This window comes from Enterobacillus tribolii (assembly GCF_003363015.1).
GTDB classification, from domain to species: Bacteria; Pseudomonadota; Gammaproteobacteria; order Enterobacterales; family Enterobacteriaceae; genus Enterobacillus; species Enterobacillus tribolii.
This window is the reverse complement of the sequence record NZ_QRAP01000006.1, coordinates 256,640-270,520: the sequence shown is the minus strand read 5'-3', so window position 1 is coordinate 270,520 and position 13,881 is coordinate 256,640. Positions and strand designations below refer to the sequence as shown.

At 59.6% G+C, this 13,881-nt stretch carries 13 protein-coding genes; 6 read left to right on the top strand and 7 right to left on the bottom strand.

Annotated elements, in window-relative coordinates:
• Positions 1–135: 135 nt before the first annotated feature.
• On the top strand, positions 136–855 hold the full coding sequence (locus tag C8D90_RS14470; protein WP_115459159.1) for an NUDIX hydrolase: 720 nt from the start codon (positions 136–138) through the stop codon (positions 853–855).
• A 36-nt stretch (positions 856–891) separates the two neighbouring features.
• On the opposite strand, the gene ybbP is transcribed toward C8D90_RS14470, so the two are convergent.
• The gene (ybbP, locus tag C8D90_RS14465; protein WP_115459158.1) at positions 892–3,309 is read right to left on the bottom strand and encodes a putative ABC transporter permease subunit YbbP; all 2,418 of its coding nucleotides are present in this window, start codon (positions 3,307–3,309) and stop codon (positions 892–894) included.
• Complete coding sequence (ybbA, locus tag C8D90_RS21990) at positions 3,306–3,992, bottom strand: putative ABC transporter ATP-binding protein YbbA (RefSeq protein WP_147291369.1); 687 nt, start codon at positions 3,990–3,992, stop codon at positions 3,306–3,308. Before ybbA ends, ybbP begins: the two co-directional genes overlap by 4 nt.
• On the opposite strand from ybbA, the gene tesA reads away from it, so the two are divergent.
• From tesA to C8D90_RS14435, 5 genes are all read left to right on the top strand, one after another.
• Positions 3,963–4,604 (top strand): multifunctional acyl-CoA thioesterase I/protease I/lysophospholipase L1, encoded by a 642-nt coding sequence (gene tesA / locus C8D90_RS21985; protein WP_196238516.1) that lies wholly within the window; start codon positions 3,963–3,965, stop codon positions 4,602–4,604. The genes ybbA and tesA overlap by 30 nt on opposite strands.
• Before the next feature lie 167 nt (positions 4,605–4,771).
• Positions 4,772–5,545: an SDR family oxidoreductase gene (locus C8D90_RS14450; protein WP_115459155.1), complete on the top strand. Its 774-nt coding sequence runs from the start codon at positions 4,772–4,774 to the stop codon at positions 5,543–5,545.
• A gap of 164 nt (positions 5,546–5,709) precedes the next feature.
• Entirely contained in the window at positions 5,710–6,570 is an 861-nt protein-coding gene (locus C8D90_RS14445; protein WP_115459154.1) for a thioredoxin family protein, read from the top strand.
• A 169-nt stretch (positions 6,571–6,739) separates the two neighbouring features.
• The gene (locus tag C8D90_RS14440) at positions 6,740–7,399 is read left to right on the top strand and encodes a murein hydrolase activator EnvC family protein (RefSeq protein ID WP_115459153.1); all 660 of its coding nucleotides are present in this window, start codon (positions 6,740–6,742) and stop codon (positions 7,397–7,399) included.
• A 323-nt stretch (positions 7,400–7,722) separates the two neighbouring features.
• On the top strand, positions 7,723–8,835 hold the full coding sequence (locus C8D90_RS14435; RefSeq protein WP_115459152.1) for a M20 family metallopeptidase: 1,113 nt from the start codon (positions 7,723–7,725) through the stop codon (positions 8,833–8,835).
• On the opposite strand, the gene C8D90_RS14430 is transcribed toward C8D90_RS14435, so the two are convergent.
• The 5 genes from C8D90_RS14430 to hilA form a co-directional block, all read right to left on the bottom strand.
• Positions 8,819–10,072, bottom strand: coding sequence for an MFS transporter (locus tag C8D90_RS14430; protein ID WP_115459151.1), 1,254 nt, complete (start codon positions 10,070–10,072; stop codon positions 8,819–8,821). The two genes, C8D90_RS14435 and C8D90_RS14430, sit on opposite strands and share 17 nt — an antisense overlap.
• Before the next feature lie 60 nt (positions 10,073–10,132).
• Complete coding sequence (locus tag C8D90_RS14425) at positions 10,133–11,389, bottom strand: ATP-grasp domain-containing protein (protein ID WP_115459150.1); 1,257 nt, start codon at positions 11,387–11,389, stop codon at positions 10,133–10,135.
• Positions 11,390–11,418: 29 nt separating this feature from the next.
• On the bottom strand, positions 11,419–12,159 hold the full coding sequence (locus C8D90_RS14420; RefSeq protein WP_115459149.1) for an SDR family NAD(P)-dependent oxidoreductase: 741 nt from the start codon (positions 12,157–12,159) through the stop codon (positions 11,419–11,421).
• A complete protein-coding gene (hilB, locus tag C8D90_RS14415; protein ID WP_312026875.1) occupies positions 12,156–12,887 on the bottom strand; it encodes a 3(1)-hydroxy-L-isoleucine 4-dioxygenase HilB in 732 nt (243 codons plus the stop codon). Before hilB ends, C8D90_RS14420 begins: the two co-directional genes overlap by 4 nt.
• A 106-nt stretch (positions 12,888–12,993) precedes the next feature.
• A complete protein-coding gene (gene hilA, locus C8D90_RS14410) occupies positions 12,994–13,881 on the bottom strand; it encodes an L-isoleucine 3(1)-dioxygenase (RefSeq protein WP_115459148.1) in 888 nt (295 codons plus the stop codon).

Sequence of the window (13,881 nt, the reverse complement as noted above, 5' to 3'; positions counted from 1 at the left end):
TACGTACAGAAAACCATCATCATGAATTAATAGATTGATTAATCAGTGAATAAAGTTGAAACCCCAACCCCGCTGTTGTTGCTGCGGATAAAGACTGCTACTCTTGTCCCAAAGACATTTACTGACGGCACAGCGATGCAAAACGAAGCGGACTATTTACGCGATTACCGCGCCGGCGACTTCCCCGCGGTGCTGGTAACGGTAGACAGCGTGCTGTTTACCCTGATAGACGAAAAATTGTGCGTACTGATGGTGCAGCGCGCTAACCACCCGCAGTTAGGGTATTGGGGGCTGCCGGGCGGATTTATCGATCAACGCACGGATGCGTCAACGCAGGACACCGCGCTGCGTAAACTGGTGGAAAAATGCGGGGTAAAACCCGCCTGGCTGGAGCAACTGGCGACGTTCTCCGGACGCGATCGCGATCCGCGCGGCTGGAGCCTGACCACCGCGTACTTCGCCCTGATCGGCTGGCAGACGTGTCAGCCGCATATCCGCGACGTCAGCGACGCGCGCTGGATCCCGGTAGAAGAGCTGGCGCATATCGACCCGATCGCGTTCGATCACCGCGAGATCATTGCGGTCGCGCGCGAACGGCTGGAGCAGAAAACGCTGTATTCGATGGTGCCGGTTTACTGCCTGGGGGAAGAGTTCACCCTCACCGAATTGCAGGGCGTGATTGAGGCGATCCTTCAGAAGCCGATTCAGCGCAAAAGCCTGGTAAGGCGTTTTGAGTCCAGCGAGATGTTTGAAGAGACCGGAAAGATGGCGGTAACGGGCGCACGGCAGGCCAAGGTGTACCGCCGGAAAGCGGGCGTCGACGGGCTGAACTTCAGCCGGAATCTGGGGGGATAACGCGCCGCGCTTATCTCCCCCTTTGCCGCCCGTGTTTTACTTTCTGCCCGGCTTCTTCAGCAACCGACGCCCCAATCCGCCGCCGCACAGCGACAGCAGCACGCCGCTGCACACCGGTACGGCCACCCACATCAGGTAATTCGGCTGCCAGGGGAAATCAAACACCTTACGCTGCAACAGCCACAACGCAGCTTCGGCGCCCGCCGCAGCCGCCAGGCCGGACGCCACGCCCAGCAGCGCGAACTCGCCCCACAGCGTACGGCGCAGGAGCTTTATTCCCGCCCCCAGCGTCCGGTAGACCACCAGTTCCTGTTTGCGTTGTTGCAGCCCGACCTGCACCTGCGCCAGCAACAGCAGCACGCCGCAAATCAGCACCAACACCACCATCACCTCCAGCGCCCGGCTGACCTGCTGCAGGATCTGGCCGATCTGCCTGAGCATCGCGCCGATGTCCAGCAGGCTCAGGGTGGGAAACTCGCGGTTGAGCGCGATCAGCAGGCTGTCGTCGCCGTAATAGCGGAAGCTGGTCAGCCAGCTCTGCGGCTGATGGTCCAGCGCGCCGGGCGGGAAAATGAAGTAGAAATTCGGGCGCAGGCTTTCCCAGTCCACTTTGCGCAGGCTGGTGATCGTGGCCTTGAAGGTCTGGGTATCGCCACTGAACGTCAGTTCGTCGCCCAAATGCAGCTTCAGCCGGCCGGCCAGCCCCTCATCCACCGAAACGCCGCCTGCGCCCGGCGGCCAGTTGCCGGCCACCAGCGGATTGTGTTCGGGCAATTGTGCCTGCCAGGTAAGGTTCAGCTCGCGGTTAAGCGCCTCGCCGCCCGGTTCGTCCGGCTTCACCCGATCGACCGCCGTCTGCTTGTTAATTTCCGTCAGCCGTACGCGCACGATGGGGTAGAAGGTGCGCGCCGCCACCTGATGCGCTTCCAGAAACGCTTTTACCTGCGGAACCTGTTGCTCCGTCATGTTCATCAGGAAATAGTTCGGGCTGTCGGGCGGCACCTGCTGCTGCCAGCGCTCCAGCAGATCCCCGCGCAGCACCAGCAATAACGCCAGCAGCATGAAGGACAGCGAAAACGCCGCCAGTTGGCTGACGGTCGCCGCCGGCTGACGCAGCAGCCGGTTCACCGCCAGGCGCAGCGCCAGGCTTTTCAGGGTAACGCGGCGCAGCAGCAGCAGCCCGCCCCACCCCAGCACGCCCAGCAGCAGCGCCAGCGCCGCCACGCCGCCCAGCACCGACCACAGCAGCGGGCTGGCGCCAATCAGCAGGATCAACCCGCCGACCAGCAGCAGGATCACCACCGGCAGGTAGTAGCGCAGCGGCCACACCACGTTTTGTACGTCATCACGCAGCACCCGCAGCGGCTGGGTTGCCAGCAACTGACGGTAAGGACGCAGCCCCACCAGCAGCGAAATCAGCACCATCGCCCCCAGCGACCACACCCACGGCCAGGCGCCGGCGGGCGGCAGCGAGGCGGGCAACACCGGCGCCAGCAGGCGCACCAGCAGCGCTTCAAACGCCACGCCTAATGCTCCGCCGGCCAGCGCCGCGACCATCAGCAACGACAGCCACTGCCCGGCCACCAGGCGCAGCAACGCGCTTCGCCCGGCCCCCAGGGTTTTCAGCACCGCAACCAGGTCATAACGGCTGCGGCAATAATGATTCATCGCTACGGTGACCGCCGCCACCGCCAGCAGCAGCGTCAGCAGGGACGACAGCACCAGAAACTGCTGCGAACGCTGCATCGACTTGCTCACCGAACCGCCGGCGTCCTGCATGCTGACCAGCTTCTGATCCGGTTTCAGGCGCGGGATCACGGCGGCAGAAAAGCGCTCGATGGCGTCGGGCGAACCGGCAAACATATAGCTGTAGTTCAGGCGGCTGCCGGGCTGCACCGCGCCGGTTTTGTCCACGTCAGCCAGGTTGATTAAAATGCGCGGGGCGGTACGGAACGGGTTGAAGCCGCTGTCCGGTTCCTGCAACACTTCGCCCGCCACTTTCAGCGTGGCGTCGCCCACCTCCAGCATGTCGCCGGGCTTCAGGTTAAGCATCGCCAGCAGCCTGGGCGCGACCAACACTTCTCCCGCGTTAACACGCAGCCCGGCCGGGCGGGTTTCCAGCTCGCCGTACAGCGGATAAGCGCCATCGGTCGCTTTCACGTCCGCCAGCTGCGGCTTATCGCCGGCGTAGGTCATGGTGGTGAAAGCGAGCTGACGACTGATGCGCAGCCCCTCCGCCCCCGCCTGCGCCAGGATCGCCTCATCGACCGGACGCGCGGCGCGCAGCACTTTATCGCCCGCCAGCAGATGCCGGCTTTGCTGACTCAGCCCTTTCTCCATCCTATCGCTGATGCTGCCCAGCGCCAGCACGCAGGCCACCGCCAGCGTCAGCGCCAGCCAGACGATCAGCAGCGACGGCGTGCGCCATTCACGCCAAAACCAACGCCAGATCATGCCTCTTCCCTCAGCGTGCCGTCCTGCAAACGCAGGCAGCGCTGGCAGCGCGCCGCCAGCGTCAGGTCATGAGTGACTAAAATCAGGGTGGTGGCGAAGTCGCGGTTCAGCGAGAACAGCAGGTCGGCAATGCGCTCGCCGGTCTGACGATCCAGGTTGCCGGTCGGTTCGTCGGCAAACAGCACCCGCGGACGGCCGCTGAATGCCCGCGCCAGCGCCACGCGCTGCTGCTCGCCGCCGGACAGTTGCGCCGGCAGATGATGCAGGCGTTTGCCCAGCCCCAGTTGCGCCAGCAACTGCTGCGCCTGCTCGCGGCTGTCACGCTCGCTGTCGCCGCGCAACAGAGCCGGAAGCTGCACGTTTTCCAGCGCGGTCAGGGTCGGCACCAGCATGAAGGACTGAAACACGAAGCCCACGTCGCGGGCGCGCAGCGCAGCGCGGCGCTCTTCATCCAGGCGATCCAGCCGCTGCCCCAGCAGGCTTACTTCGCCCTCCGTGCCGTCGTCCAGCCCGGCGAGGATGCCCAGCAGGGTCGATTTGCCCGATCCGGACTCACCGACCAGCGCGATGGTCTGTGCAGGTTTGACAAGCAGGTCAACACCGGTGAGGATGGACAATTCATGTTCCCCCTGACCGACGCGCTTAATCAAATGATGAACTTCAAGAATATTTTCCGTTGGCATCTGCCTTTCCTTCTGATCCTGAGTATGTGCAGCCTGCGCGCCGTGGCTCAGGATACGCTGTTAATTCTCGGCGACAGCCTGAGCGCAGGCTATCAGCTTCCCATTGAAGACGCCTGGGCGACGCGCATGGCCCGCCAGTGGCAGCAGGAAAAACCGCCGGTTACCGTGGTGAACGCCAGCATCAGCGGCGACACCTCCGCTCAGGGGCTGGCGCGCCTGCCGGGGTTGCTCAGCCAGCACAAACCGCGCTGGGTGTTGATTGAACTGGGCGCCAATGACGGCCTGCGCGGTTTCCCGACGACAGACATTCAAAACACGCTCGGAGAAATTATTGCGCAAAGCAAACAGGCAGGCGCCCAACCCTGGCTGATGCAAATCCGTATACCGCCTAACTATGGCCGCCGCTACGGCGATGCATTTATCGCCATTTATCCCGCGCTGGCGGAAAAATATCAAATTCCGCTAATTCCCTTTTATATGGAACAAGTGGCGACGAATCCGCAGTGGATGCAGCAGGATGGCATTCATCCGAACGCAGATGCCCAACCTTTCATCGCCCAGTGGATGAGTGAACGGCTGCGCGCCTTAATCGCCGGACACACAAAAGAGTGACTTCACCCACTGCTTTCGTCCAGAATCAGCGTCCGGAACCCGACATACCGGGACAGTTATATACGCAGCACCCAGCAAGCCGCGCCGGGATATCCTGAAGGCTGCGGATAAGGATGATGTGTATAGCATCATTATGGGTGCGGCAACATATTCATATAGGTAAAGTTATGCAAAAAAACATCCTGATCACCGGCTGCTCCAGCGGCATCGGCTGGACGGCGGCGCAGGATCTGCGCAACCGGGGCTACCGGGTTTTGGCGGCCTGCCGAAAGCCTCAGGATGTCGCCATCATGCAGGAACTGGGCATGACGGGGATCGAACTGGATTTGGATGACGCCGCCAGCGTGGAACGCGCGGCACAAGAGGTATTGCGCCAGACCAACGGCCGTTTATACGCGCTGTTCAACAACGGTGGTTTCGGGCTTTATGGGCCGCTGAACACCATCAGCCGGGCGCAGCTGGAGCAGCAGTTCGCCACCAACCTGTTCGGCACGCACCAGCTCACCCAGCTGCTGCTGCCCGCCATGCTTCCCCACGGCGAAGGCCGCATTATCCAGACCAGTTCCGTCATGGGACTGGTCGCCACGCCGGGCCGCGGCGCTTACGCCGCCAGTAAGTTTGCGCTGGAAGCCTGGTCCGACGCACTGCGCATGGAGCTTCACGGCAGCGGCATCCGCGTTTCCCTGATTGAACCCGGCCCGATCAACACCCGTTTCACCAATAACGTGCACCAGATGGAACAGGATAAGCCCGTCACCAACCCCGGCATCGCCGCACGCTTCACCCTGCCGCCGGACGCGATCCTGCCCAAGTTACACCACGCGCTGGAAAGCAAAAATCCCAGGCAGCGTTATCCGGTAACCCTGGTGGCGCATGCGCTGACGGTGCTGCGCAGGATACTGCCAGGCGTGATGATGGATAAAATCCTGCGCACCCATTAACGCGCGGGCCTTGCAATTCACCACGATAAACCGCATATAGCCTTAATGAACATGATGGAAAACACGCCTTTAGCCCCGCTGGGGCTGCGGCTTCCGCCATACGGAACCCGCGTCTTTCATCATAAAAAACCATAACCTCGCGCACAGGCCCGGAGAGACCAAACATGCTGAATACCACACCCGCCATCATTGACATCACCGAAGCCAACCTCCATCAGGCCCTGGATCAGTCCGCCACCCTCCCGGTCGTGTTTTACTTCTGGTCCGAGCGCAGCCAGCACTGCCAGCAGCTCACCCCGGTGCTGGAAAAACTCGCTGCCGAATACGCGGGGCAGTTCGTTCTGGCGAAGGTTGACTGTGACGCTCAGCAGATGGTCGCCGCTCAGTTCGGCCTGCGCGCCATTCCGACCGTTTATCTGTTCAAAGACGGCCAGCCGATGGACGGTTTCCAGGGGCCGCAGCCTGAAGAGGTGATCCGCGATTTGCTGAGCCGCTTCCTGCCGAAGCCGGAGGAACTGAAAGCCGCAGAAGCCGCTGAGCTGATGGCGGAAGGCAAAATGGCCGAAGCGCTGCCGCTGCTGAAAGAGGCGCTGGCGCTGGACCCGAAACGCAGCGATATCGCGCTGACGCTGGCGGAGGTGCAAATCGCCCTCAACCGCAGCGAAGAAGCGGAAGCCGTGCTCGCCACGATCCCGTTACAGGATCAGGACACCCGCTACCAGGGGCTGATCGCCCAGATTGAGCTGATGAAGCAGGCGGCAGATACGCCGGAAATCCAGCAACTGCAACAGCAGGCCGAAGCCGATCCGGGCAACGCCGCGCTGGCAACCCAGCTGGCGCTGCAACTGCATCAGGTAGGCCGCAACGAAGAGGCGCTGGAGTTGCTGATGGGGCATCTGCGCAAGGATCTCGGTGCGGCGGACGGTAACGCCCGCAAGACCCTGCTGGATATTATGGCCGCCCTCGGCACCGGCGATGCGCTGGCCGCGAAGTACCGTCGCCAACTCTATTCGCTGATGTATTAAGACAACGCATTAACCTGGTGAATTAATCATCTTCCGGCGGGCCCCCTCCGGCCCGCCGGCAATAAAACTGCGATCTTATGCGCTGTTCTGGGTTATTTCTTGTTTATCAATGGGCTGTCTTTGAGTATGGTATCAACCAGCCATTGGTTGCAAGGAGACGCCCGGCCCCATGAATAAAAAACTCGCGCTATTGTCCGCATTCATCGTTTGCTTCACTACGCCAGCCTTCGCCGCCGGTGAAGAATCCGGCGCGATTTTTCTGGGGGAACTCAGCAGCAATAAAAACAAAGCCGAAACGCCGGATGTGCTGAACTACGTGATCACCCGGCAAAAAGAAGGCTCCCTGCCCGGCCTGACCACCGTTCCGCCACAGAAGAAAGCGCCGCCGCCGCCGAGAACCACAACGTCTTCCACCCCGGCGCCGCAAGATACGTCCCACCTTCCCCGCTCTGAATTCTGGCAATGGCCGCTCACGGGAAGGGTCAAAGAGATGTTTTCCGAGATCGGCAACACCAAAGGCATCGGCATCTACGGTGAGAAAGGTCAGAAAGTCGCGGCGTCCAAATCAGGCAACGTGATTTACGTCGGCACCCTTTCCAGCTTTGGGCGACTGGTCATTATTGAGAATGACAACGACGAGCATTACGTCAGCACCTACGCCAATCTCGAAAACATTCTGGTGAGAGCGGGCGATCATATCAGCCAGGGCGATACCCTCGCCACGCTGGGCACCGATCGGGAAAATCAGCCGATCCTGTATTTCGCGATTAACTACTACGGGAAACCGGTGGACCCGCTGCGTTACCTGCCCCCGCACATGAACAATTAAATTAATAAATGAAATCTTAGTCACACTTTTGCCGCGCAAATATTTTTGTTGCTTATTTCCCCATGACGGCGGGTGTGCGTTAGGTCATAGAAATACAAGCCCATAGCCACATCAATAAAATTTATTGATCATGGTCACTTACTTCACATCGGCAAGCTCAATATAATCTCTTCCGTTTTGTAAAATCACAAAATTAACAATCTGAGCACATAAGATAACGCACATATTTTCAACATGATAACGCAACCGTTAGCATGCTGTTTGTTCACAGCAATATCTTACCCGGCTGCTCTCTCCGGGCTTACAGAAGGAATGACCTCCCCATGGACGTCGAGCAATATCTTTGCGAATTACGCAAGCTGGTTAATATCGACAGCGACACGCACAATCCGGCAGGCGTTAACGCCGTTGCGGGTATGGTTGCGGCGTTATTCGATCACGCCGGCTGGTATTGCTCTGACATTGATTTAAGCGCGCAAACCGGGAAAGGACTTCTCATTTCTTCCCATCCCACCGGGCAGGATTTTGATCTGTTGCTGCTCGGTCATTTAGACACCGTTTTCCCCGAAGGCACCGCCAGAGCAAGACCTTTTCACGTCTGTGACGGACGGGCCTACGGCCCCGGCGTCGCCGACATGAAGGGCGGCCTGCTTTCCATGTTTTGGGCGCTGCACACGCTGGACGCCGCGCACCGCAAACGCCTGCGCATTGCCGTGGCGCTCAACCCGGATGAGGAAATCAACTCCGTTTACTCCCGCGACTGGTTAAGCGGGCTGGCGCGCAACAGCGGCTGCGTGTTGGTGGGAGAAGCCGCCCGTCCGGACGGCGCGCTGATTAATGCACGTAAGGGCATGGCGCGTTACCGGCTCAATTTTCAGGGCGTCTCCGCCCATGCCGGCAATGCTCCGCAAAACGGACGTTCCGCCATCAATGCCCTGGCCGGCTGCATCCAGGAAATCAACCAGCTCTGCGACGCCCAAAACGATACCACGCTCAACTTCGGTTCGGTGTGGGGCGGCGGCGCGCCCAACGTTATCGCCGATCAGGCTGGCACTCTGCTGGAAATCCGTTTCTGGCGCAACGAAGAGTACCAGCGGGTAAACCAGGCGCTCGAAGCCCGCTGCCGTCAGCCTTTCGCGCCCGGCGTGACCACCCGCCTGACGCAGGAGGTTTACATGCCTGCCATGACCCCCTCCCCCGACACGCACCGGCTGATGCAGCTTGTCGAGCGTGCCGGCCGTGCGGTCAATCAGGAAATACGCTGGCGCGAAACCGGCGCGGTGTCCGACGCCAACCACAGCGCCGCAACGGGCACCCCGACGCTGGACGGCTTCGGCCCCATCGGGGCCGGTTTCCACAGCCAGGGCGAGTTTCTGGAGATCGCCAGCGTGGAACCGCGCGTCCGCCTGCTGCAAAACGTCATTGCAGGCCTGTAGCCTGGCACTCCGAGACCATCACCGGCGGCAGCCAGCTCTTGTAGCCAAACATCCGGCGTCCGGCGATCACCAGCGTCAGCCCCAGCACCAATGCCCCGGCCAGAATGATCCCGATAATCTGCAATGGGGAAAAACTTCCCGACAGCAGCGTGACCATCAGCCCGCTGGCCGGTACGGAGCACATGTTTAGCAGCCCAATCAGCCCCATCGTTTTTCCCAGATGCGCCTGTGGAATAATCTGGCTGCGCACCGTGCGCAGGTAAACGCTGAACGCGCCGTCAAACGCCATCAGCGCCGCATAGCCTGCCAGATAGACAAGGTAATCCGGCGAGAAGCTCATCACCGCCCCGGCCAGGATCATGGTACAGAACGAAACCGTCCCCAGCGCCGACAGCCCGAAGCGGGCGGTAAAGCGCGGCACGAACAGGAACGCAACGATGGTGGTCAGGGCCGCCGTGGTTTGCAGCACGCCGAAGTAGCTTTCCGGCAGAGAAAATTCCTGCAAAATCACCGCCGCACTGACCACCAGCGCCGCACCATAAACCAGATTCACCACCCAGGTCAGGGCGCACAGGTGCAGCAGGATCTTATTCTGGCGCAGCACCTTCAGCGCCACCCGGTTGTCGTCAATCACCGAACGCAGGCGCAGCTTTTCCTCCACTACCGGATCTTTGGTTTGCAAAAACAGGTAGTTCACGGCGGAAACCGCGAACAGCACCGTTGCGACCAGCAGGATCGACGTCACCCCGCCGTACACCGAAATCGCCACCGCCAGCGCCGGCCCCAGCACCTGGGTGGTCTGATCCACGCCCTGCAGCATGGAGTGCGCCTTCGGCAACTCCGCCGCCGGCAGATGCCGCGGCAGCATGGCGTCGGTCGCGACGAAGTTCAGCACATAAGCCACAGAGAGCAGCGCCATCATCACCGCCAGCGTGGCGAAGGTCGCTCCGGGGTGCCATGTCAGCAGCAGAAACGCGCTCAGCAGCAGCAAGCAACGGCCGGTGTCGACATTAAAGAAGATAAAACGCGGCTTAAGCCGGTCGGCCAGAAAGCCGGATATGGGGAAAAAGATAATGCGCGGCAGCCACTCAATCACGAAGGCCAGTGAAGAAAACGTCAGCGACCCTGTGGCGTTCAGGATCGCCAGCGGCACGGCGAACAGCAAGAACTGATCGCACAGTGACCCGACAAAGCGGGAAAAAACGAAGCGTTTTAAACCAAACTTAACGCCATCCATAGAAACTCCTTAACCGGCCCGCGGGCGGGCCGGCGGCATATGTCATTCCCGGAAAAGTCGTTATTCCGGCCGGAGGGTAAACAGGGTTTCAGCGTAGGCATCCGCATGATCCAAATGCTCGCGGAAACCGGCCTGTGGCGCGCGGCCGGGCCAGAAATACTCCACCGACCCTTCGCGGGTTTTCCAGGACTCCAGAGGGCGCGAGCGATCCAACGGACGGGCGGTGACCTGCATATTGGTTACGTAGCCGGGCAGCGTGGACGGCAGGGAAACTTTTTCGATCACGCCGGGACGGGCCTTGATGAACGCGACCGCGCTCAGCCCGCGCGATGGCAGGGTTTCCGGCAGCGGTTCCAGCCGGTTGAGGTGTGAGCGAACGTGCAGTTCGTATGGATTAATGCCGTAGGTACGTTCAATCAGATCCATGATGGTGTCGCCGCCGGTGCGCGCGCCAACCTCAATGATCTTGATCGTGCCGTCCGCCATGATGCGCGCCTCGAAGTGCGCCATGCCCTGACGGATACCCAGCGCTGCGCAGGACTGTTCCGCAATACGGCGCAGATCCTGATTGTCGCTGTGCAGCGAAGGCATACTGTGCCCGGTTTCCACGAAGTGCGGCTCGTCGCCGAGGTATTTGTCGGTTACCGCTACCGCGCGGTGGTAGCTGCCCTGGTTGATCACTTCCACGCTGACTTCGCGCTGTGCCGCAATATATTCTTCCACCTGGAACAGATCCTCCGGCGCGTGCGCTTCACCGTTCAGCCCGATGACGTCCGCCACGCTGCGGCGGAAAGCCGGTTCAATCTCTTCCGGGGATGTGATTTTCAGCACCCCGAGGCTGCCCGCCATTTCGCGCGGTTTGATCACCACCGGCAGGCCGATGCGCCCGATGTGCATCTTCAGTTCCTCCAGCGTGGAAAATGCCGCGAAGCGGGGCACAGGCAGGCCGGCGCGCTGCAACAGCTGCTTCATGACGAACTTATCGCGGCAGTTATTGATGGTTTCCACACCGTTACCGTGCAGCCCGTAATGCTCGGTTAACAATGCGGCGGCGCGCACGGTAAAGTCATTCATCGGGATCGCCGCGACGGGCACGCTGTTGTGCTCGCGCTCATATGCCTGCACCGCGCTCAGCACGGCGTCGGCATCCGCGACGTCGCCGGGAATATAGTCGTCGAAAAATTTAATCGCCGGCGAGAGGCGGTTCTTCGCCATAGTAAGCACTTTCATACCGTTGCCCGCACGCAGCGCGCCGGCCAGCACGCGCTCACGCAGGGCGAACTCCCCGCCGAGGATCAGGATGTACGTTTGTTTCATGCTGCTATTCTCCGTAGTCCGGCCAAAGATCAGAGGTCTTTGCCGATGGTCCAGCCGCCATCCATCACCAGCGTCGAACCGGTAATGAAGCGGGCCTTGGGTGATGAGAGATACAACGCGGCTTCGGCCACGTCCTCCGGTTCTCCCAGTTGCGGAATGAACTGCCCGCGTTTGATTTTGTTCAGCTGGTTTGGGTCGTGGTAATAGGGTTCGGTCAATGGCGTGCGGATAACGCCGGGCGCAATGGCGTTCACCCGGATTTCCTGCGCGCCGAACTCAATGGCCAGTTGTTTGGTCAGCCCGAGTACCGCGTGTTTGGAAGCGACGTACGCCGTGCGGTTCGGTTCGCCCATCATGCCCGACACCGACGCGATGTTGATGACGTTGCCGGGCACCCCGTGGCGCACCAACTGCTGGCAAAACGCCCGGCCGGCGATGAAGCTGGCCGTCACGTTCACGGCGAATACCCGCTCCCACAGCGAAAGTGATAACTCACTCACCGGGCAAATCTCGCGGGTTCCCGCACAGTTAATCAGCAGATTATTTTCGCTGCCGTACTCCGCCTGTTCGAAAATGGCGTCCAGCGCGGTGAACTCGGTAACGTCCGCCTGATGGTGGCGATAGCGCGTTTCCGCCATAAACGCCGAAGGCGCGCAGTCAATTCCGTCAACCTGGTATCCGGTCGCCAGGAACGCACTGACCAGCGCCTTGCCGATACCGCTGGACGCTCCGGTAATAAAGGCCTGACGGCCGGTAAACGTTGTGGTCATGCTGCCTCCCGGCGTTGAAACGTCACCAGAATGATGTCGCGTGTACTGACGTCGCTTTCCCCTTCCTGCCGGCACCCTACCGGCGTCACGGCATGGTATTTGTCATGGTTCACCACCAGGGTGTCGAACAGGGACTCCAGCTTCAGCACCCGCTCAATGCATTTGGGATTCCCGGCGATCAGGCTGTCGCCGCCCAGCATATTGGGCGAATGATCGATCAGATGAACGAACACTACGTCCTCATCATCTTTATGCAGCCATACCGGCGAACTGTATGCCGGCATGTCCGGCGTCGCCTGATAACGGAAAAAATGGATGCCTATCGTCAGCGCATCGGGTGAACCTACTTTTTGGTAGGACTCAATAAACCGGATGTCATCATGAAGTAATGCATGAAGAATCGGATTATTAATTAATGCATCGCTCAACATCGGATAGCTGCGGATAATACCGCCGGTATCCGGATTATATTTCGCCGTTTGCAGATACGGCGTAAAATGGCCGAAACAGAGGCGCTGATGTTCATCCCGGCGGCATTGCGCATAGGCGCGAAAGCGGCGGCCGGGAGAATAAGGGTCCAGCGTCAGCCCGTAATAGGCTAATTTCATATTTTCCAGGTCAGCCAGAAATTGTTCTTGCCGTGTGTAATTAATATCAGGTAATGACTTATAATAGGAACCCGGAATAAATGCATAACCTTGTTCCGCTAAATGATGTGCATATTCCATAATAATTTCCGCCACTAAAAAAAAGAGGTGACCCGTGATGCTTATGTTGAATAAGCACCCGTTTTACCCAAGAGGTATTTATTGCCTTGCTGCGTAACGCGGTAAATTAAGTCCAGTAAACGACTTTGCGATCGTCCAGCTTGCCGATAAAGCGCCCGGCCGTCAGGCGCGCGCCGGCGCTGACGCTGTGTACGCCGTGCAGATGGCAGGCATTCATGAAATAGACATCGCCGGAGTTCAGCCGCACGGAGAAACTTTCCATATCCCCCAGCAATTCAGGCGGGTAAGGATAACCGGTTTGGGTCACGCCCAGCGCGGCGCGGCAGTGCCCGTCCGGAATGAAGTTCCACACCCGCAGCTCGCCGCCTTCTCCCGCCGCATCCAGGCAGACGTTATAGGCCGTAACCGTTTGCGCAGCAGCGATTTCAAAATCATCCTGCGCGGCAAAGCTGAGCTGGGCCAGATCTTCATGCGGCATCAGCGCCATGGCGCCGTTGTCCAGCCAGCGGCGGAACGTAGCGAAGCAGGCATAGCCATTTTTGAAACGTGCCGGGCCGAAATGAATATTTTCATCCAGAAACTCACGTTCCAGACGGCGGTTCATAAATAAGGACTCCGTGGCGTAACCGTCCGCAGAGGCGAACAGTTCGGTAACGGTGTGATTTGTCCGGTTCACTTCTTCAATATATTGTTGTCCGTTGCGGGAAAACTGCGTAGCGCCTATTTGGTTGGTCAGCACAAAGCCATCATCGCCACGATTACCGCCGCCCATCTGGCTGACTTTCTGGTAAAACTGGTCGGCGATATCCCGGCAAACTAATGGATTCGCATGGTTACGGATAATATAAACCACGTTGCCATGATGATGCCCGTGTAAAATCAGGTTACGGATAGCGGAGAAATTAATATCATCCGACGTTGACTCCAAATAGCCAAAGTCTTCAATAATTTTTCCGCTCAGTTTAACCGGTGTCTGCGTGATCATTTCGCTCAT

What these genes read in the sequence shown, in the direction of transcription:
- ybbA (WP_147291369.1), bottom strand. Translation starts at nt 3,992, where the DNA reads ATGCCAACGGAAAATATTCTTGAAGTTCATCATTTGATTAAGCGCGTC.
- tesA (WP_196238516.1), top strand. Translation starts at nt 3,963, where the DNA reads ATGAACTTCAAGAATATTTTCCGTTGGCATCTGCCTTTCCTTCTGATC.
- ybbP (WP_115459158.1), bottom strand. Translation starts at nt 3,309, where the DNA reads ATGATCTGGCGTTGGTTTTGGCGTGAATGGCGCACGCCGTCGCTGCTG.
- C8D90_RS14450 (WP_115459155.1), top strand. Translation starts at nt 4,772, where the DNA reads ATGCAAAAAAACATCCTGATCACCGGCTGCTCCAGCGGCATCGGCTGG.
- hilB (WP_312026875.1), bottom strand. Translation starts at nt 12,887, where the DNA reads ATGGAATATGCACATCATTTAGCGGAACAAGGTTATGCATTTATTCCG.
- C8D90_RS14435 (WP_115459152.1), top strand. Translation starts at nt 7,723, where the DNA reads ATGGACGTCGAGCAATATCTTTGCGAATTACGCAAGCTGGTTAATATC.
- C8D90_RS14445 (WP_115459154.1), top strand. Translation starts at nt 5,710, where the DNA reads ATGCTGAATACCACACCCGCCATCATTGACATCACCGAAGCCAACCTC.
- C8D90_RS14425 (WP_115459150.1), bottom strand. Translation starts at nt 11,389, where the DNA reads ATGAAACAAACGTACATCCTGATCCTCGGCGGGGAGTTCGCCCTGCGT.
- C8D90_RS14470 (WP_115459159.1), top strand. Translation starts at nt 136, where the DNA reads ATGCAAAACGAAGCGGACTATTTACGCGATTACCGCGCCGGCGACTTC.
- C8D90_RS14420 (WP_115459149.1), bottom strand. Translation starts at nt 12,159, where the DNA reads ATGACCACAACGTTTACCGGCCGTCAGGCCTTTATTACCGGAGCGTCC.
- hilA (WP_115459148.1), bottom strand. Translation starts at nt 13,881, where the DNA reads ATGAGCGAAATGATCACGCAGACACCGGTTAAACTGAGCGGAAAAATT.
- C8D90_RS14440 (WP_115459153.1), top strand. Translation starts at nt 6,740, where the DNA reads ATGAATAAAAAACTCGCGCTATTGTCCGCATTCATCGTTTGCTTCACT.
- C8D90_RS14430 (WP_115459151.1), bottom strand. Translation starts at nt 10,072, where the DNA reads ATGGATGGCGTTAAGTTTGGTTTAAAACGCTTCGTTTTTTCCCGCTTT.